Below are 19,208 nucleotides of genomic sequence, written 5' to 3'. Positions count from 1 at the left end.
GCCATTGTAGACTATATTGATTACTACAACAACAAACGAATTAAGGTAAAATTAAAAGGACTTAGTCCTGTGCAATACAGAACTAAATCCTTCACTTAAATTATTTGTCTAACTTTTTGGGGTCAGTACATAATTGCTTTTGTTTTAGGAGTGATATATTTTTCAATGTTATTTGTTTCGATTGTAAATGTTTCAGAGTTGCAATCTACAAAAACAGGAATAGCTCCAACCTTTTTAATTGCATGAACAGTTGCACAAAATGTAAAACTAGGGACAAGGACTTCATCACCACTTTTTATTCCCAATGCTTCTAATGCTAAAATTAATCCTATAGTCCCAGAAGAGACAGCAGTTACATAGGGAGCTCCTAAATAACTGCTCACCTCAGACTCATACTTTTCTAAAAATCTCCCTTTTGAGAGCATCCCAGTTTTAAAAACTTCGTTAAAGTATGACTCATATTTTGATTCTGAATAAGTAGGAAACATAGGTTTTATAAATTTTAATTGACTTGAAAACGCTGGTTTCCCACCTAATATTGCTAATTGTTTCATATTCTAACTCCTTAATTCAAATATTCCTTAGTAGCAACTTTTACGTTGCTATATATATCGCAGAATGGATTATTAATTAACCCTGATTTCATGCTATTTGCAATTTCTTCTACTCCAACTTCAATAGACTTCAGTGATGAAAAACCCAACTGCTCTATTTTATCAAAAGAAACACTATAGCTTCGATTATCTTCCTTTAAACCATCTAAGTTTACTTTAGTATTTCCAGTAGCTTTTGAAATTATGCTAGCTACTTCAGTAAGATTATAATTTTCAGAATTATTACCAACATTAAATACTTCTATACCGTTATCTGTATATTTATTTTTACATCTTTCTTCAAAAAGCAAATTGATAGCTCTGGCCACATCTCCACAATGAATAAATGGTCTCTCTTGCTGACCGCCGTAAACATTTATAACTCCGTTATTTAATGCAGAGGCAGTCATTACATTTACAGCTAAGTCAAATCGCATCCTCCTCGATAAACCAAAAACGGTACAAAATCGCAATATGATAATATTCAACTTATCCTTATAATTTAATAAATCTTTCTCTGAAAGTAGCTTTAGCTCTGCATAATAATCAACAGGATTGGGAATACTATGTTCATCAAACTTATCTTTACCAAAACCATAGACACTACAGCTTGAGGCAAAAATAAAATTTTTCACCCCCTTTTTGACTGCACATTCTACTAGATTTCTTGTTCCACGAACGTTAATATCGTAAGCGATATCTTTGTCAACAACACATGAAGGCTCTCCAACTAGACTTGCCAAATGAATAATTGTATCAATTTGATTTAGGGATTTCAAAATGTCCTCTTTGATTCGAATGTCCCCCTTAACTAATTTAAAACGTTCTGAATATAAAAACTCAGATAGTGAATCAAAACCAAATATACCGCTGTCTAAAACAACAACCTTATTTTCTTGATTATTTAGCAATTCTTCAACTAATCTTGAACCAATATAGCCACAACCGCCTGTCACCAAAATATTACTCATGAATCATTCTCCTTTTTCCATATTGTCTTGTCAATATAACAATTATTCCGAAAACAACATCAGTAGATTTAATCAATCATACTATCTTTCAGGGTGTTTTCTTATAACCTAATATAAATAAGAAATCAAAACTTCATCGCTCTATTTCTACTTATTATATTGTTGAAGTGCTTTATTATATGCTTTACTGCCTTTTTGGTAATATTCATGTTCTATTCCAGATATATCGACTGTAATGGTGTCATCCTTAACTTTATATTTTACTGTTGAATCAGCTCTACCTTCTCCTGATAAAAGGAAGGTGTTACTTTCTTGATCAATTGTAAAACTATCAGCTTCTCCGTGTTTTATTGAACCTCTATTCCCTTTTATAGTAAATGCTAATTCATTTCTTTCACTTGATATCCAATAGTATTCGCCATCCAGAGATTGTTGCTTATTTTTAGTGCAAGCAATTAGCGTAATTATTGATAATGACAACAATAATATGCTAACAAATTTTCTCATGTTTCTCGCCTCCTTTTATAATATTACTACACCAAAATAATGTTACAAAGCTGTATCAATGTCTGTTATAATAGAAATTTCAAATAATGTCCATTATAACAGACATTAGCAAATTTTAGAAAAAGATCTATATTTGGCTATAGTTTTACTAAATCTCTACGACTATAGATTAAAAATGTATACACTTCTATACAAATAATAGAAAAGGACTCAGTCATGTGCAATACAGAACTAAATCCTTTGGATAGCCTATTTACCTAACTTTTTTGGAGTCAGTACAATCTGGTTGCTAGGACTTTATTATGCTATATCTTACTAGGGATGATGATCTTTTTCAGGATTGCTCATAATATGTGTAAATATTTCTTTATATTTATATTTTAGATATTTTTCGTGTAGAATAAACAAAGCTACGTAAACAATCATAAAAACAATAGATAAATACAGTATATCAAATGTACTATGTCCAAAATAAGTTGCGGATTCATAAGATCCAATAGCCCCTAAGACCAACCAAGGAATATACTTGTAATACTTAGTTACCATAACACAGTCCCTCCTTATAGTTAATTAGTATTTTCATCATTTAATCAACTAATCAGCCTTCCCAACATCAAGACCATTGGACTCCTTTTGTGATTGCACTCGAATCTCCAATTGTTTATTCTTCTGAATAAACTGTTGGTAAGGAATTGTATTACTAAACATAAAAACACCTAGTAATGCAAATGTAACTAATTTTTTAATTCCACGTTTTTTTCTCATGCAATGAAACCCCTTTCTTTTTCCTTGTTTTTATTCTAATACATATATATTATTTAGGCAATTATTTTTATTGCGTTTTGAACTTTTTTTTTTTTTATTACCATAAAGAATTATTTATTCCTTTAACTTGCTATTTTGAACTAAAAATTTTATAATGAAATTAAGCAAATAGGAAGGTTTATTATCTTTAATGAATACACTCGCAGAGAAATTCAGATTAAAAAGAAAAGAGCTAGGACTCTCCCAACAAACTCTTGCAGAAGGAATTTGTGAACAAAGCCAGATTAGTAAAATTGAGAGAGGGTATTTCATTCCCTCCGCAGACCTTTTGTTCAAACTCTCACAACGACTTGAAGTACCATTAGATTATTTTTTTAATGAACAAATTGAAATTAAATCTAACCTCTCTAATTTCAAGCAATTATCTGCTCGACTATTAGATGACAGAAATTATGATGATTTGGAATATATTTATAGAATAGAGATTGAACGAAGTACTTTTCTAACACTAGAAGACCGAACTTACCTTGAATGGATTAAAGCTATTATTGACTTCTATCAATATGACAGTAAGTGTGAGGCTATTTCTTCATTGGAAAATATATTATTAAAAGTCTCCTCAAATACTCTGATTTATTTAAAGGTATTGAATACTCTATCTAATTTCTATTCCTTAGTGGGTCGTGAACAAGAATATGAGGCAAACTACTCTCATTTAATGGAGTTATATCAGACAAAAAATTTTGAGCATCAAGAGTTTTTATTTGGCTACATCAGAGTTCGTTACAACTACGCTCACTACCTAGTGTCAAAGGAAAAATATAACGAAGCTATCCAAGAAGCTCTTGAGACGATTGAACTCTGTAAACAAAGACAGACAAGCTACCAACTGGCTCCCCTACTTATTCTTGTAGGAAATGCTGGAGCCAAATTTCTAGACAAAGAACAAGTCAAAAATTATTATATAGAAGCAAGAGAGTTATGTAAGATTTATAACAATCCTTTAATGTTGATGAAGATAGAAAATTATTTGAAGGAATTAGATACTGTATAGTTAATCTTGACATTATAGTTTTTCTGAAACGTTAAATAACCTGTAAGGCTGATAGTGATATTAATACTATCAGCCTTATAATTTTTTCATGGTATCTCAAATAACTATACTGATTTTGTTTCCCGTTCTAATTTGGTAACATTTTGATTTCTTGTATTATCAAGTATATTGATAAAATTCTCTAATCTCCTAACCTTATATTCGTAATCATCTATCCATTTAGTCATAAATCTTTGATTTTCTTAGGAATGATATTAGGATAGCAAGGATAATTTAGAAAAATTATCACATAAATTGATATAATACTTAGTATAGAACAACTTATTAAGAGGTTAATTATGTCTAAATCATCTAAACAAATCGAAGAAGACGCTATTGACTATTTAAAACTGGCACTAAAAAAATCTAAACATATTAACAGAGAAATTTCTAAAGGGGATAGAGAACCTATCTGGGATGGTCGTATCTATTTTTATCATTTCAAAAACATACTTTTTTAATACTAAATTTTATAATATAATAGATACAATGACTTTTAAAACACTTCTTCCCTATCCATAGGTGGATAGGGTTTTTCGTTGTTCATCACACGTTCTAAACATTCAATACTAGATCTTAGGTGAAACATTTCATGTTTCCTATATTTTTCATCCTGTGAGTTTAATAGTTCGTTTAGGTGACGTCTAATATGCCAAATGGCTTTTCTAATATTTGCTTCTTTTAAATTATTCATGAATCCATTGTATAATAAAATATAATCCAATTTCTTTGATTAAGCTAATTTACATGAAATATAAGCTATTCGGTTAAGAATAAGCTTAAAAGTTTTTTGAAGTAATCTATTCAGCACAAAAAACACCTATTCGGTAAAATAGGTGTGAATAATGTTATTTATATCCATATTGTTTTAGAGCATTTTTATATGCCTCACTACCTTTTAAATAGTAATCATGTTTTATTCCACTAATATCAACAGTAAATACTCCATCATTAAATGTATAGCTTTCGCTTCGATTTATGATTTGTGATCCCATCAATTCAATGGTTTCATTCTCTTTATCAATGACAAAGGTATCAGCTTCACCACTGTCAATTGTTCCCTTATTTCCAGAAATCATAAATACTCGTTCATTTCGATTTTCGTTTATCCAATAATATTCTCCATCTAAAGTTTGGTTATTTTGATTGGAGCATGAAATAAGGGTGATAGCTAGGAGCGAAACAAACAGAACACTAATAATTTTTCTCATAAATATACCTCCTTTTTCAATATAGTATGCCAAAATAAAATTACAGAATTGCAACAAAAATGTCTATTATAATAGAAAATGTTGAAAATGTCTGTTATAACAGCAATCGTTTTTTCAAAAATAATAAAATTAAATGATAAAAAGCTATAACATGAGAAAAGAATAAGTCACGCTATTCTCAGTTCTAAAAGTTAATTTCCTTTTGTGAAAAAAAGAAACCAATTTTTATACTAGAGTGTTACTGATTAAAATGTTTTTTTGTTATTTGACGAAGAAGTTGTTGAACTTCGTTTTCTATAATTTCTGCATCGTTAATCCATTGCTTGATGAGAGCGCTGTAATATTCTTTTGGCGCATCCTCCTTCAACAAATCCATTTTTTCAAAATATTCATGTAATAAGTCTGCATCAATGTAGTTTCTGCTATTAAATGATACTATACCTAAGCAATCATCTGGATAGTTTAAATCAAAATAGATTGGACTCTTATTATTCTTCAATTGTCCATAAGGAAGGAAGCTTGATAACTCATCCTTAATTTTATCAACTAGTCTATTGTTTTCTAGACTTGGTTTTAAATTTATACTATCTAAAGTTACATCAAATTTTCTAAAATCTAAAGCTTCGTTTAAAGCTTCAGTAAATTCTACTAGCCAAGCTACAGGTAAGCCGTATTCAAAATCGTTCATTTGTTCCTCCTTCGATAAATAAAGTCAGACTACAAGTGTTTATAAAGTAAAATACGGTATATACTAAAATGAACAATCAACCTCTTTCAGGAAAAGACTTCTTTTTCGGAAACTTCTCGATTCATTCTTTAATTATAAGATTATTTATAGCAAAAAATTATTCACTCTTAATTAACTATAGTTAATTAACGAAAAATGGCCCTATAATTTCTATGGTGAGTGAAACCACTGTGAAATTATAGAGCCTTAATAATCATCAAATTGATTTTTTTATTACTACAATTGGGATGATATTATATTTTTTTATTTGCTGAAAAATCAATAAACGGTAAATACTGTTGTTTGTATTCGGATAACCCTGTTAATTCTGCAACAACAGGACGAATAAATGACAATAAAAGTGAGGGTGCATTAACTTTTAAAAAATCTTCAACTGAGAAATCTAGCATTTCATCCCATGAAAATGTTGATTCCATAGAGACTCTTAAAAAGTACGGTACATCAGATGTAGGTGACAAGTCTTCGAAGTTTGAGACAGTAAACATCACTTTAGCAAATAACTTACTGTCATCCTCATCTTTTTCCGGCTCTTGAACTTTTGTTTCAAATGAAAACACTATATCGTCAGTATTATCATCAGAATTGGCTAAAAAAATTGCTTCTTTCAATCTAGGTCTAGAAAACTGAAATTGACTTATATTTTCTTTTGTATTCATTTATGCGACCAACGTTTCATTTAAAGTCTTAACAATTGAATTACTTTCCGTGGATTCAGTTGTAGTATTTGTTATATAAACTTTATTATTTCCTTGTAACTTTTGATATGGCTCTTCAAATTTTGCAAATTTTTCAAAGAGATCATAGATATTAACTTCATATAATGACGAGGTCTCAATATCTTGTTTAAAGGTTAAGCTAGAAGACTCAGAAAAATTAGGTAATGAAAATATTGATGAACCATCTTCAGTCTCTTTACTATGAATAAATTCACATAAGATATCTAAATTTTTTCTAGCATCTTCCTCCTTTAATACATATCCTAAATTTTTAAAAGCCTGAATCACTTCCTCATCAGTTACATGATAATCTTCTTCACTCAACAGTGTGTCTAATTTTAAAAACATGATTTTACATTTCTCCTTTTTAGGTTACGTTGCTTCCTTAATCTCAAGAATTTTATCAAGGCTATAGAGACAAAGCTCTCTACCGTTAGAAAAAGAACTTTTATTATACTTTTTATCTTGAGGGGTATAGGTATCTTTGACTACGCCATCATAATGCGCTTTATTTCTTAATAACTCAAAAACAATACCATCTAAATTAGCTCTCTTTAAACTACCCGGAATAGATGAAGACTTTATTTGGGAATGATATACAAATCTATCGTAGTGTTTCAGTATAATATTTAAGCTTTTGTTTCTAAAGTTTTCAAAAAATGCTGCATTATCTGCATCATTATAATCTATCAACTTGGCCTCATCAGAAACTGTAACTTTAAAAATTATATGTTCATCATTTGAACAATTTCTATAATTTTTCACAAATGATTCAGCCATTTCTTTTGGATTTTTATAATTACTACCTTTATCTAGGAAAAAATATATGCCATTTCCTAAATCATTTGGAATACGATTTGGTGTATCACTAATAATAAAGCTTTCACTTACAATTTTCTCTTTATTCTCAATTTTAGTACCATGGTATGCCTCCAAAACATCCTCCAAACGTAAAAACTTTGTCAAAGAAAACTTAAATTAACAATAGTTTTTTTATATAAAGCTAACTATATTCTACCATAAAATTTGTATTATTTGTTGATTTTAAATTATTTTTAATAATACAAAAAATATTATAATAGCATTTTTTTAATTTTTTAAACTTACTAAACTTAACAAATTCTGAAACAAGTTCTTTTTGTGATTAGTTCTAAAGGAAAATGTTAATGTATACTAACTTCTAAGAGTTAAACAAATAATTTAAGTCAATTTTTCTGTACTACATAGTACTAGATTCTTTTACATCATTTCTTTATTCTAGCGTAGAAATCAATTTAGTCAATGATTATATTATTAAATTCTAGAAAAAATATAGGATAGAATTGTGATTTGATTATTTGTACCAAATTTGTACCAAATTGTATTTCAAATCACTTCAATTCGAAGAAAGATTTTAAAAAGAACTCCTCTATTTCAAGCATCTATTGCTATTTTCTTCTACACTAAAATGAAGTATTTCATGTAGGGGGCATCTAAATCAACAGGAAAAAGCCTTGAGTTCCAAGGCTTTTTTGCTTGTCTATAACTGATTGGCCCCATCATTTGCCCCACATTTTTAATCATGAATATAAAACCTCTATTAATGATTGAACGTTTTCGAGCACATGAAACGCTCGAGCATACTGGTAAAGTTTTCGAAGATTTTTATCTGAAGATTGAATATATATCTTTAAAGAAGTCGAAAATATTTCCACATCTATCTTTTGTCGCTCGCGAATGAGATCGCAAATTGTTCTCTCCAAATCATATACCTTCACTTCATTTCCGAAGGACGTTTATATCTTTGTCACACCGACTTCATACAATTCTTTCTGGATGAAATGCCTTTTTACCTCCTTAGGAAATCGATGAGGATTATAACCTGTATAGACCGTCACCTCTTTGTATTTAGGGATAACATCTATTAGCCCATGGAGATACAATGCTGATAGATAAGAATAAATCACTTTTTGATGTTGGAGTTGGAAAATGGCATACTCATCTACTGAGACCAATCGGTGATATAAATCCTCCTGGCAATCTTTATGAGTTGACCATTTTTTACTACATCAGATGTTCTAATAATAGACTGATGATCTAGCATTTCCTGTATTTGTTTTTGAATCATTTCAGCCTTCCTATTGTTCATAAAAAAATGCCGGACAAATACTTCCGACATCACTTTCCTCATAGTATATTTCATCAAAAGTATTGTGAATCCGCTGATACTTATTGTAGTGAAAACCACTGAAAAATAATAACAGAACTACTAGTAACGAATAGAATACAAATTTTCTCTTCTTCATCCGAATTTCATAATACACAACTACAAAAATCCTACCTCTACTACCCAAACTTTATCAGTATTGGTACGAGTAATCTCTATTTTAAGACCCACTTTGGCTTATTTTATTCAAAAACTTTTCTACTATACGTTTATTCATCTAATCAATTAGATATCAATAATCTCTCCAATAGATAAAACCTTATATTTTGCAGCTTCGACCTCTTTATTGGTCGTATTGTAATGACTATAGTCTTCAATATGAATTGGATAAATGTTTTTAGGTTGAAGTAGATCATTCATTTGGTTTAGCATTTTCAAATCCATTGTAAATGGTCCACCAAACGAATCAGATTTTACTGCACCTAAATTAGCAAAAATAGCATCTATATTTTTGGGAACACTTTTTGTTAAATTTGAATAGAAAATAGTATCACCCGTAAAATAAATCACCTTAGTTTCTGATGAACTTGCAATTGATATTTGATAACCATTAACTTTACCAACTATTTTTTGCATAATGTAATTACTAGCATGATGGGCTGGTAAGGCTTTGATAGTAATAAGATAGTCACCGACAGAAAACTGCGTTTCTTCTCCCCATTTTAAAACAATATTATTTAAGCATGATACTCCATCTAAGATTTTCTTATTGGGAGAAACGACAGTCTTACCTTTCAGATAACCTCTTCCTACATCATCTAAATGATCATGATGACCATGAGTTATTAGCCATACATCAACTTTATTAAGAAGAGACTTATCATGATTGACATTAGTTTGTTTCTCGGACACAAATCCTTTAAACTGAACTAAAGTTCCTTTGGGAGATAAATCAGGATCAATTCCTATATAAAATTTATTATCAATAGAAAGGACTCCACATGCAACTCCACAATAAGTAAACGAAATAGACATACTACCTCTTTTATTTTTTTATATAACGATATTTGTTCAATTTATAAGTTGAAATAAAAGTAATTATCAGTTTAATCAACATTAAGAAAACAACAGCTACTACCATTGATCAAAAGTTCAAATTCACAACAAGACTAGTATACCACAAACCAACTACTAAATCATACGAAAGCTACGGCCTCGCAGCTTGCTAAAAGGTTGACAGAACTTCGCTCCAAAGGATATGATGAATATAGCTAGAATTTTAACTCTGTACGACCTCTGCTATTTCTACTTGAAAAAGCGTTGGCGAGTTCTATTATATACAAGGAGCTTTCTATGAAAATCTATTATTCAAAATTTGTCGGTGGTGGCTATCTACTCTTTGCATCAGGTGTATTCATTCAAATTTTCTTTCTTCTCTTACATGGATTGATCGACTTTTCTCAACTGAATCTTCTCACTGTGATTCCAACCGTCCTCTTTTTCGCTGCAATCTATGCAACAATTGCAGGCATCAAAAGACTGACTAACCACAGAGTCTCCTTTGAATTCACCTTTGAAGGTATATATGTCTATCCTGGGCTTTTCTTCTCAAAAGAAATCTTCATCCCCAAAGAAGAATTGTTGCGAGCATCGTATGTTGAAGTGGACGTCAGCGACCCTGATCATGTCAACAGCAAGGCTTGCTATTTAGATTTTAACCTCAGAGAAGTCACCCAGCTAGAAGATATTTCTAAGTCAAACATCATCATCAATACAAGCACCTTGAAATTGCGTCTCGCCCTTAGCCTCTGTCGATTTAGAGAGGAAGAAAAAGCCGAGTTAGCGACCTATCTAAAAGAAAACTACGGCATTGATTTCTTCTATTAGCATGTAATAAAAAAGCCTTCCATTAGAGCTTTAGAATAGCAAGAACTATCCAAGTACTTGAAGGACGAGTACAGAAGAACCATTTTATTGCAAAGAAAAAACCCTCCCGGAGGAATCCGGAAGAGCTTGCGCAAGGGGAATTTGAAAAATATTTTTTAATATGAAAAAGGTCGATAAAATCTACACTACGTTCAAACTCTCATTTTACTAACAGCGATATTACGATCAAGTTTTATTGTCAATAGACATGTATGTGGGAAGTTCTCCCCTTGCAACAATGTAGACCTGTGATCTACTCTTAATAGTATACACTAGAATTATTACAAAATCAGTTAATTTGTATTGCAATTTGTTGGCAAATACTTCTTCACCAAAAAATACCACAAACGCTTTATTTTCAAGCATCTACACAAGTCCTCTTTAACTAGTATTTATCATTTCTGTTACAAAATTTAAAATAAAAATATTATTCCATAACAAAAAGAAGCAAGCAACTAGAACAAGTTACAACGTGAAAAGGGAGGAACGATAGTTTCCTCCCTTTGAGCTAGTAAGACGATTAACCAGGCCGCAATATAGCGGATGGCGTCAAATGATTAGAGGCATAGCCTCTATCAAGCACACAGGTTACGACAGAAAATAGAGGCTGGGACAAAAGTCCTAGCCTCTCAATTGTCTTTGGATTGTCGAGCATGACGCAGTGGTTGAGTGGGCTCTACTACGCTGATTTCATCAGCTTTTACAGCCCTACTCAACTGTGCGGAGGTGGGACGACGAAATCGAATTCTAACGAATGACCGATTTCTGTCCCACTCTCTTATTTTCTTAGTAAGACACTTCAGCAAGGCACCATGGTGCTTGCCGTAACAATAAATACACCTGATAAATTAACCAAGGAGTTACGACGCGAAAAAGGGAGGAACGTTACTTTCCTCCCTTTGAGCTAGTAAGATGATTAGCCAAACCGCCTGATAGCGGTTGGCGTCAAATGATTAGAGGCAAAGCCTCAATCGTGTACCGGTTACGACAGAAAATAAAGAAGGCCGACAATGCCTTCTTTATTTTCTTAGTAAGACACTTCGGCAAGGCACCATAGTACTTGCCGTAGCCTAATGAGGTGCTTCGGCACCCTTTAGGCTAAGTGTCTTACATCATCCCACCCATCATGCTTGGATCCATTGCTGGTCCTGCCGGAGCAGCTGGTTCTGGTTTGTTGGCTACGACTGCTTCGGTTGTCAAAATGAGGCTGGCAACGGAAGCTGCGTTTTGAAGGGCTGAACGGCTCACTTTGACAGGATCGATGATTCCTGCATCAATCATATTCACCCATTCACCTGTTGCAGCATTGAATCCTGTTCCGACTTCGGCATTTTTCAAGCGATCAATCACAATAGATCCTTCGTAACCAGCATTGTGAGCAATTTGGCGAACTGGCTCTTCCAAAGCACGAAGGACGATATTGCGTCCTGTTGCTTCATCCCCTTCCAATTCAAGAGCTGCAACTGCAGAGATGACATTGACAAGGGCTGTACCACCTCCGGCAACGATCCCTTCTTCGACGGCTGCGCGAGTAGCGTTCAATGCATCTTCGATACGAAGTTTCATTTCTTTTAATTCTGTTTCTGTCGCAGCACCGACCTTGATCACGGCAACACCGCCAGACAATTTAGCCAAACGTTCTTGTAATTTTTCGCGGTCAAATTCAGATGTAGTGGTTTCGATTTGAGACTTGATGACAGCGACACGGTTGGCAATTGCTTCTGGGTTACCAGACCCTTCAACAATCACCGTGCTGTCCTTGTCAACAGTGACTTTCGCTGCTTGACCAAGGGCTTCGATCGTAGCATCTTTCAATTCCAAGCCGAGGTCTTCTGTGATCACTGTACCACCTGTAAGGATCGCAATATCTTCGAGCATCGCCTTGCGACGATCTCCAAAGCCTGGTGCCTTGACAGCGACAACATTGAAGGTACCACGAATCTTGTTCAAGACAAGCGTTGGAAGAGCTTCGCCATCTACATCATCTGCGATGATTAAGAGTGGACGGCTACTTTGAAGAATACTTTCCAACAATGGCAAGATTTCTTGGATGTTTGAAATTTTCTTGTCCGTAATCAAAATGTATGGATTTTCAAGATCAGCCACCATTTTTTCATTGTCAGTGACCATATATTGAGAAAGGTAACCACGGTCAAACTGCATACCTTCTACGACTTCCAGTTCTGTTTCCATCCCACGGGATTCTTCAATGGTGATGACCCCATCTTTGCCAACTTTTTCCATGGCTTCGGAGATATATTCACCGACTTTTTCAGAACGTGAAGACACGGCAGCGACTTGAGCAATCGCTTCTTTGCTGGATACAGGGATCGCATTGTTTTTCAAAGCTTCTACTGCTGTTGCAACAGCAGTCTCAATCCCACGGCGGATGCCGATTGGGTTGGCACCTGCTGTGACGTTTTTGATCCCTTCACGGACGATGGCTTGGGTCAAGACCGTTGCGGTTGTTGTACCGTCACCTGCGATATCATTGGTCTTAGAAGCCACTTCTGACACCAATTTGGCACCCATATTTTCAAAATGGTCTTCCAATTCGATTTCTTTTGCGATGGTCACACCGTCATTTGTGATCAATGGTGAACCAAAGGATTTTTCAAGGACTACATTGCGTCCTTTAGGGCCTAAGGTGACTTTGACTGTATCTGCTAAAATATCGACACCACGAACCATGGCAGAACGTGCGTCTGATGAAAATTGAATATCTTTTGCCATTTTTCTTACCTCTTTCTTCTCTTACTCTACAATTGCAAGAATATTTGATGTTCCAACGATGGTGTAGGTTTCATCCCCATCTTTGACTTCAATGCCTGCATGGCTTTCTATCAAGACCTGATCTCCTGCTTTTACACTTGGTGCGATCAACTCACCCGTAAAGGTACGAGCTCCTTCACCAACAGCTACTACTTCAGCTGTTTTTGTATCGGCCTTGCTCGCACCAGCGAGAACAAAACCTCCAACAGTCTGTTCTTTTTCTTCTACTTTTAAGACCACGCGGTCTCCTAATGGTTTTAACATTGTCGTTCCTCCATACTTGTATTTTAGCACTCTAATCACCCAAGTGCTAACCTATGTTTCTATTGTATCACTTGGTCAGAAATAGTCAAGAAAAAAACACCTCAAATAAAGCAGAGAATCTTCAAGTTCGAAAAGGGCAAAAAACGATTCGATTTCCCCTATCTTTGGGGATTTACCAAGCTTTCTCTAAGACTAAAAAAGAGAGAGTGGGACAGAAATCGGTCATTCGTTAAAATTCGATTTCGTCGTCCCACCTCCGCACAGCTTCAACAGTCTGGGAGACTGTTGAAGGTTGCAGATAAAGGAAACATAGTTTCCGTCAACATAGGGCATCTTTGAAGCTTAAAAAGCGAACAAAGACTTAGGATACTTGCTTCGCAAGTTCTATCCGCCACCTCAAAGCAGTGCTTTGAGCACTCAACCACTGCGTCTTGCTCGACAATCCAAAGACAATGGAGAGGCTAGGACTTTTATCCCAACCTCTCCACAAAGTCTGATGGTTCTGTCTTTCTAGAAAGGTAAATCTTCCTCTTCTAAGATAATATCAGCAAGATCTCCTGTCCCACCATTTTCACGCATCGCTCGTTGAGCCCGGCTCTCAAGCAACTGGAAGCTCTGACAGAGGACTTCTGTCACATACTGCATAACCCCATTTTTTTCATAGCGACGGGTACGGATCTCTCCATCCAAAGAGATCAAGCTGCCTTTACTGGCATAACTAGCCATGGTTTCAGCCAATTTCTCCCAGACAACGACATTGACAAAATCGGTTTCCCGCTCTCCATTTTGATCCTTGTAACGGCGATTGACCGCCACGGTCACGCGAGCAACCGATTTATCTGTGCTGGTTTTATGCAATTCTGGAGCCGCTACTAGGCGACCGATTAAAATAACTTTATTATACATCATTTACCTCCTATCTATTTATTCGAAAAAATCTTCAAAAATGGAGGTGCTCCCATAAAAAAATTCTAGGACTACAAACATCCTAGAATCTTCTTATTTTTATCCGTGCCAGTGACGGGCAGGATCAAAAGGTGTCCCTGCGACTTCTGCGTCATCTAACTCAATAATGCCTCGTTTTTGAGGAGCATTTGGCAAGTGCAATTCGCGAGGACTGCACATCATGCCATCACTTTTTTCACCACGAAGAGCACCTGGAAAAATCAAGCTGCCATCTGGCATCATGGCACCTGGAAGAGCGACAATGGTCTTGAGACCGACACGCGCATTTGGAGCTCCTGCCACGATCTGAACCGTCTTATCCGGCCCAACTGCTACTTGACAGATATTCAAATGGTCACTATCTGGATGGGCCACCATTTCAAGGATTTCTCCCACCACAAATTTCGGTTCGCGGTCATTGACCAAGCGTTCTGCAAAGCCTTCGCTTTCCAACTCTTGGTTCAACCGAGCTACTTGCTCATCCGTCAAAAAGACTTGTCCATTTCCTTCGATGGCAAAGAAAGATGAGGCATCAAAGATATTCCAGGCAACCGTTTCTTGCTTGTCCTCACGGTAAACGCGAGCCACCTTTCCTTTTCTTTCAACAGCGAGCTTTGCTTCTCCACTATTTTTCAAGGTCAGCATCAAGACATCGCCAACTTGTTCTTTGTTGTATGTTACAATCATGTTTTTCTCCTATTTTAATCCTGCTAAGAATGCTGTAATCTGCGCTTTGGTTTTTCGATCCCGATTGACAAACCGTCCGATTTCCTTGTCTTTTTCCAGTACGACCAGACTCGGAATTCCGTACACATTCCAGACTTTCGCCAGATCCATATAAGCATCTCGGTCCACCAAGATAAAGGTAAATTCAGGGTTTTCCGCCTCAATTTCCGGCAAAAAAGGTTGGAGATAGCGACAATCCCCACACCAATCTGCTGAAAAGACAAAGACTTTCTTGCCTTCTTGCTCTATATAAGAAGCAATTTCTTCTAGAGAATTTGGTGTGATCATAGTTTTTCCTCTTCATAATGCAAGAGACCGTCCTCGTAGACAAAGCGGTAATGGCGCTCATCCTCAAAGATAACGCCCCCTACCAAACGCTCTTCACTAGACTCATAGAGTTCCACATACAGGGTCGCAATCGCTCCCATAGCTTCCATCTGCTCCCGGACTTCTGCAACCAACTCTTCTTGGGTACGAAGACGCTTTTGATCTTTGGCAATTTTATAAACACCAGCCGCAAGAGCTCCGGCACTCGCGACAGCCAGACTAGATAAAATAATTTTTTTTGCTTTCATAGTGCCTATTGTAACACAAAATCAGCAAGGGGACAATGGTCGAGCTAGGGTTTCCTCCTGGCTCTCCAACAGAAACACCTCTCCCATGAGGCTACCATCCTCGCCAAAAAAATGATAAAATAACATCAGAAAGAAGGTAACCTATGACTGATTTATTTTCTAAAATCAAAGAAGTAACTGAAATTCCCGCTATCTCCGGCCATGAAGCCCCTGTACGGGACTATTTGCGCCAACAATTGACCCCTCATGTGGATGAGATCGTGACCGATGGTCTCGGTGGAATCTTTGGGATCAAACACTCAACAGCGAGTGATGCCCCTCGCGTCCAAGTCGCTGCCCACATGGACGAAGTTGGTTTTATGATCAGCGAAATCAAAGCTGACGGGACTTTCCGCGTGGTGCCAATCGGGGGTTGGAACCCGATGGTGGTTAGCAGCCAACGTTTCAAACTCTTGACACGCGATGGCCGTGAATACCCTGCTATTTCTGGATCTGTCCCTCCACATTTGACACGTGGCGCGGGCGGTCCAACCGTTCCTGCTATTGGGGACATTGTCTTTGATGCTGGATTTAGCAACCAAGCTGAGGCTGAAAGCTATGGCGTCCATCCTGGGGACACCTTGGTGCCAGACAGCTCTGCTATTCTCACAGCAAATGGTAAAAATGTGATCTCTAAAGCATGGGATAACCGCTACGGCGTCTTGATGGTCAGCGAATTGGCCAAGAATCTTTCTGGTCAAGAATTGAACAATGAACTCTATGTTGGAGCCAATGTTCAAGAAGAAGTGGGACTTCGTGGTGCGCATACCTCTACCACTAAATTTGATCCGGAAGTCTTCCTTGCTGTCGATTGTTCCCCAGCTGCTGATATCTTTGGAGGCCAAGGTGCTATTGGCGAAGGAACCCTGATCCGATTCTATGATCCTGGTCACATCCTTTTGCCTAATATGAAAGATTTCTTACTTACAACTGCTGAAGAAGCCGGCATCAAATACCAATATTACTGTGGTAAAGGGGGAACCGACGCTGGTGCCGCACACTTGAAGAACGGCGGAGTGCCATCTACCACCATCGGTGTCTGTGCCCGCTATATCCATTCTCACCAAACCCTCTATGCTATGGATGATTTCTTGCAAGCCCAAGCCTTCTTGCAAGCCTTGGTTAAGAAATTGGATCGCTCAACAGTTGATGTGATCAAACACTATTAAGAGCATTGATCACGAGGCTCCGTAAGGGGCTTTCAGATAGAGGATAAAATCCTCTTAAAAACCTTCCTTAGGTGAGTACGGACGTTAGGTGAAATTATCCAGTGGATGATTTCAGCGATCCAGGAAGTTCTATGACTTAGTTTTGGACCCTTCGCTTTTCATTTTTTTGGCTCAGGCTAAAACAGTTTCCCAAACTGTTTTACTCCCAAAACTCCCGAGTGCTAGAAACAGTAGTGTTTCTAGCACTTTTCTCACAGCGGAAAGTTTAAGTGCCCCCCGCAATGACCTTAATAGACTACCTCATTTTATTTGTTTATCATTACTTAGGTTATTTTATGTAAAAAATATGCCTGAACAATCAAATTCTATGATGCCTAATCTCTTCTACGGAAAGCGACAGAGAATAGTTTGTCTTCCATCTGTTTTCTGATATAATATGAAAGAATGAATATTTCGTGTAGGGAGCAGGCTCCCCTTATTTACAGGAGATTTAGATGAAAAAACAAGCTTTTAGTTCTGAAAAGTATTTGAATTTGCAACGTGACCACATTATCGAGCGGATCAACCAATTCGATGGCAAACTCTACCTCGAATTTGGTGGCAAGATGTTAGAGGATTTCCACGCTGCTCGGGTCCTGCCTGGTTATGAACCAGACAATAAAATCAAGTTGCTCCAAGAATTGCGGGACCAGGTGGAAATTGTCATTGCCATCAATGCCAACAACATTGAGCACTCAAAAGCGCGTGGGGATCTTGGGATTTCTTATGACCAAGAAGTACTGCGCTTGATCGATAAATTCAACGAATTAGGGATCTTTGTAGGCTCGGTCGTGATCACCCAATATGCTGGACAAGCCGCAGCGGACGCCTTTCGTAAGCAACTGGATAAAAGTGGGATTGCCTCTTATCTACACTATCCGATCAAGGGCTATCCGACTGATATGGACCACATCATCTCTCCTGAAGGGATGGGGAAAAATGACTACATCAAGACCAGCCGCAATTTGGTCGTTGTGACGGCTCCTGGTCCTGGTTCTGGTAAATTGGCAACGTGTATGTCCAATATGTACCATGACCAATTGAATGGCATCAAATCTGGCTATGCTAAATTTGAAACCTTCCCAGTATGGAACCTTCCCTTGCACCACCCAGTCAACTTGGCCTATGAAGCAGCGACTGCGGATCTAGACGATGTCAATATGATCGATCCCTTCCACCTCCAAACCTACGGGGAAACAACGGTCAACTATAACCGTGATATCGAAATCTTCCCTGTCTTGAAGCGGATGTTGGAACGGATCTTGGGAACCTCCCCTTACGCTTCTCCGACAGACATGGGTGTCAATATGGTTGGCTTTGCCATTGTGGACAATGATGCTGCGATTGAAGCTTCCCAACAAGAAATCATCCGTCGCTATTACCAAACCATCTTGGATGTCAAGGCAGAACGTGTCAGTGAAGGGGCTGTGAAAAAGATTGAGCTCTTGATGAATGATTTGGGCATTACACCAAATGATCGGAAAGTGACCGTCCTTGCCCGTCAGAAAGAAGAAGAAACAGGCGAACCAGCCTTGGCCCTTGAATTGCCAAATGGCGAGATGGTCACCGGAAAAACATCTGATCTCTTTGGTCCAACCGCAGCCCTCTTGATCAATGCCATTAAGAAATTAGCTCACATTGACAAAGAAACTAAGTTGATCGAGCCAGAGTACGTACAACCGATCCAAGGCTTGAAGATCAATCATTTGGGTAGCCGTAACCCTCGTCTTCACTCGAACGAGATCCTCATTGCCCTTGCTATTACGGCCATGAGCAATGAAGACGCTAAGCTTGCTATGCAAGAATTAGGCAAGTTGAAAGGCAGCGAAGCCCATTCAACTGTTATGCTGACAGACGAAGACAAGAATGTCCTTCGCAAGCTCGGTATCCACGTCACCATGGACCCCGTCTACCAATACGATCGCTTGTATCGTAAATAAAGCAAGACAAACAAAAACAATCCCGTTCGAGGGATTGTTGAGAGTGTAGATAAACGAATCTTT

The 19,208-nt window shown here is 36.7% G+C and carries 25 protein-coding genes; 6 read left to right on the top strand and 19 right to left on the bottom strand.

Going from position 1 to position 19,208, the window contains the following annotated elements; all coding sequences use genetic code 11:
- A partial coding sequence (locus tag JX304_RS10710) for an IS3 family transposase (RefSeq protein WP_205012517.1) occupies positions 1–99 on the top strand: 99 nt, incomplete at its 5' end.
- A 23-nt stretch (positions 100–122) separates the two neighbouring features.
- Here the strand turns inward: JX304_RS10710 and JX304_RS10705 are convergent.
- From JX304_RS10705 to JX304_RS10910, 5 genes are all read right to left on the bottom strand, one after another.
- Positions 123–554, bottom strand: a complete 432-nt coding sequence (locus JX304_RS10705; RefSeq protein ID WP_205012512.1) for an aminotransferase class I/II-fold pyridoxal phosphate-dependent enzyme — start codon at positions 552–554, stop codon at positions 123–125.
- An 11-nt stretch (positions 555–565) separates the two neighbouring features.
- Complete coding sequence (locus JX304_RS10700) at positions 566–1,564, bottom strand: NAD-dependent epimerase/dehydratase family protein (protein ID WP_049474688.1); 999 nt, start codon at positions 1,562–1,564, stop codon at positions 566–568.
- Between the two features lie 147 nt (positions 1,565–1,711).
- Positions 1,712–2,071, bottom strand: a complete 360-nt coding sequence (locus tag JX304_RS10695; protein WP_049474687.1) for a hypothetical protein — start codon at positions 2,069–2,071, stop codon at positions 1,712–1,714.
- 315 nt (positions 2,072–2,386) lie between these two features.
- Entirely contained in the window at positions 2,387–2,617 is a 231-nt protein-coding gene (locus tag JX304_RS10690) for a hypothetical protein (protein WP_205012511.1), read from the bottom strand.
- Positions 2,618–2,665: 48 nt separating this feature from the next.
- Positions 2,666–2,836, bottom strand: coding sequence for a PhrA family quorum-sensing system peptide (locus JX304_RS10910; protein ID WP_001227861.1), 171 nt, complete (start codon positions 2,834–2,836; stop codon positions 2,666–2,668).
- Positions 2,837–3,026: 190 nt separating this feature from the next.
- Here JX304_RS10910 and JX304_RS10685 point away from each other — a divergent pair, with 190 nt between their 5' ends.
- Together JX304_RS10685 and JX304_RS10680 are read left to right on the top strand one after the other, a co-directional pair.
- Positions 3,027–3,890 carry a helix-turn-helix domain-containing protein gene (locus JX304_RS10685; RefSeq protein WP_123159718.1) on the top strand — a complete coding sequence of 288 codons (864 nt, stop codon included), beginning with the start codon at positions 3,027–3,029 and terminating at the stop codon, positions 3,888–3,890.
- Positions 3,891–4,228: 338 nt separating this feature from the next.
- Positions 4,229–4,390: a hypothetical protein gene (locus tag JX304_RS10680; RefSeq protein WP_173019420.1), complete on the top strand. Its 162-nt coding sequence runs from the start codon at positions 4,229–4,231 to the stop codon at positions 4,388–4,390.
- A 387-nt stretch (positions 4,391–4,777) separates the two neighbouring features.
- Here JX304_RS10680 and JX304_RS10675 read toward each other — a convergent pair whose 3' ends face one another.
- From JX304_RS10675 to JX304_RS10645, 8 genes are all read right to left on the bottom strand, one after another.
- On the bottom strand, positions 4,778–5,140 hold the full coding sequence (locus tag JX304_RS10675) for a hypothetical protein (RefSeq protein ID WP_205012510.1): 363 nt from the start codon (positions 5,138–5,140) through the stop codon (positions 4,778–4,780).
- A 238-nt stretch (positions 5,141–5,378) separates the two neighbouring features.
- Positions 5,379–5,828: a hypothetical protein gene (locus JX304_RS10670; RefSeq protein ID WP_205012509.1), complete on the bottom strand. Its 450-nt coding sequence runs from the start codon at positions 5,826–5,828 to the stop codon at positions 5,379–5,381.
- A gap of 293 nt (positions 5,829–6,121) precedes the next feature.
- Positions 6,122–6,544 (bottom strand): protein-export chaperone SecB, encoded by a 423-nt coding sequence (locus JX304_RS10665; protein ID WP_205012508.1) that lies wholly within the window; start codon positions 6,542–6,544, stop codon positions 6,122–6,124.
- Complete coding sequence (locus JX304_RS10660; RefSeq protein WP_205012507.1) at positions 6,545–6,952, bottom strand: hypothetical protein; 408 nt, start codon at positions 6,950–6,952, stop codon at positions 6,545–6,547.
- Between the two features lie 24 nt (positions 6,953–6,976).
- Positions 6,977–7,540, bottom strand: coding sequence for a hypothetical protein (locus JX304_RS10655; RefSeq protein ID WP_205012506.1), 564 nt, complete (start codon positions 7,538–7,540; stop codon positions 6,977–6,979).
- 501 nt (positions 7,541–8,041) lie between these two features.
- On the bottom strand, positions 8,042–8,167 hold the full coding sequence (locus JX304_RS10905) for a hypothetical protein (RefSeq protein WP_275576593.1): 126 nt from the start codon (positions 8,165–8,167) through the stop codon (positions 8,042–8,044).
- A gap of 212 nt (positions 8,168–8,379) precedes the next feature.
- Positions 8,380–8,598, bottom strand: coding sequence for a hypothetical protein (locus tag JX304_RS10650; protein ID WP_205012505.1), 219 nt, complete (start codon positions 8,596–8,598; stop codon positions 8,380–8,382).
- 437 nt (positions 8,599–9,035) lie between these two features.
- Complete coding sequence (locus JX304_RS10645) at positions 9,036–9,785, bottom strand: MBL fold metallo-hydrolase (RefSeq protein ID WP_205012504.1); 750 nt, start codon at positions 9,783–9,785, stop codon at positions 9,036–9,038.
- 318 nt (positions 9,786–10,103) lie between these two features.
- Between JX304_RS10645 and JX304_RS10640 the strand changes: the two genes are divergently transcribed.
- On the top strand, positions 10,104–10,637 hold the full coding sequence (locus tag JX304_RS10640) for a hypothetical protein (RefSeq protein WP_205012503.1): 534 nt from the start codon (positions 10,104–10,106) through the stop codon (positions 10,635–10,637).
- Positions 10,638–11,783: 1,146 nt separating this feature from the next.
- Here the strand turns inward: JX304_RS10640 and groL are convergent.
- From groL to JX304_RS10610, 6 genes are all read right to left on the bottom strand, one after another.
- Positions 11,784–13,409, bottom strand: coding sequence for a chaperonin GroEL (gene groL / locus JX304_RS10635; protein ID WP_205012502.1), 1,626 nt, complete (start codon positions 13,407–13,409; stop codon positions 11,784–11,786).
- A 21-nt stretch (positions 13,410–13,430) separates the two neighbouring features.
- Complete coding sequence (gene groES / locus JX304_RS10630) at positions 13,431–13,712, bottom strand: co-chaperone GroES (protein ID WP_200772876.1); 282 nt, start codon at positions 13,710–13,712, stop codon at positions 13,431–13,433.
- A gap of 510 nt (positions 13,713–14,222) precedes the next feature.
- Positions 14,223–14,618 (bottom strand): single-stranded DNA-binding protein, encoded by a 396-nt coding sequence (locus JX304_RS10625; protein ID WP_205012516.1) that lies wholly within the window; start codon positions 14,616–14,618, stop codon positions 14,223–14,225.
- A gap of 99 nt (positions 14,619–14,717) precedes the next feature.
- The gene (gene ytpR, locus JX304_RS10620) at positions 14,718–15,344 is read right to left on the bottom strand and encodes a YtpR family tRNA-binding protein (RefSeq protein WP_205012501.1); all 627 of its coding nucleotides are present in this window, start codon (positions 15,342–15,344) and stop codon (positions 14,718–14,720) included.
- 9 nt (positions 15,345–15,353) lie between these two features.
- Positions 15,354–15,671, bottom strand: coding sequence for a thioredoxin family protein (locus JX304_RS10615; protein WP_205012500.1), 318 nt, complete (start codon positions 15,669–15,671; stop codon positions 15,354–15,356).
- Entirely contained in the window at positions 15,668–15,958 is a 291-nt protein-coding gene (locus JX304_RS10610; protein ID WP_205012499.1) for a DUF4651 domain-containing protein, read from the bottom strand. The genes JX304_RS10615 and JX304_RS10610 overlap by 4 nt, the downstream gene beginning before the upstream one ends.
- Before the next feature lie 143 nt (positions 15,959–16,101).
- On the opposite strand from JX304_RS10610, the gene pepA reads away from it, so the two are divergent.
- A complete protein-coding gene (gene pepA, locus JX304_RS10605; RefSeq protein ID WP_205012498.1) occupies positions 16,102–17,166 on the top strand; it encodes a glutamyl aminopeptidase in 1,065 nt (354 codons plus the stop codon).
- A gap of 494 nt (positions 17,167–17,660) precedes the next feature.
- Positions 17,661–19,145 carry a DUF1846 domain-containing protein gene (locus tag JX304_RS10600; protein ID WP_205012497.1) on the top strand — a complete coding sequence of 495 codons (1,485 nt, stop codon included), beginning with the start codon at positions 17,661–17,663 and terminating at the stop codon, positions 19,143–19,145.
- Positions 19,146–19,208 lie beyond the last annotated feature (63 nt).

Source organism: Streptococcus parasanguinis, from assembly GCF_901875555.1.
Classification (GTDB): Bacteria; Bacillota; Bacilli; order Lactobacillales; family Streptococcaceae; genus Streptococcus; species Streptococcus parasanguinis_H.
This window is presented reverse-complemented; position numbering and strand designations above follow the sequence as displayed.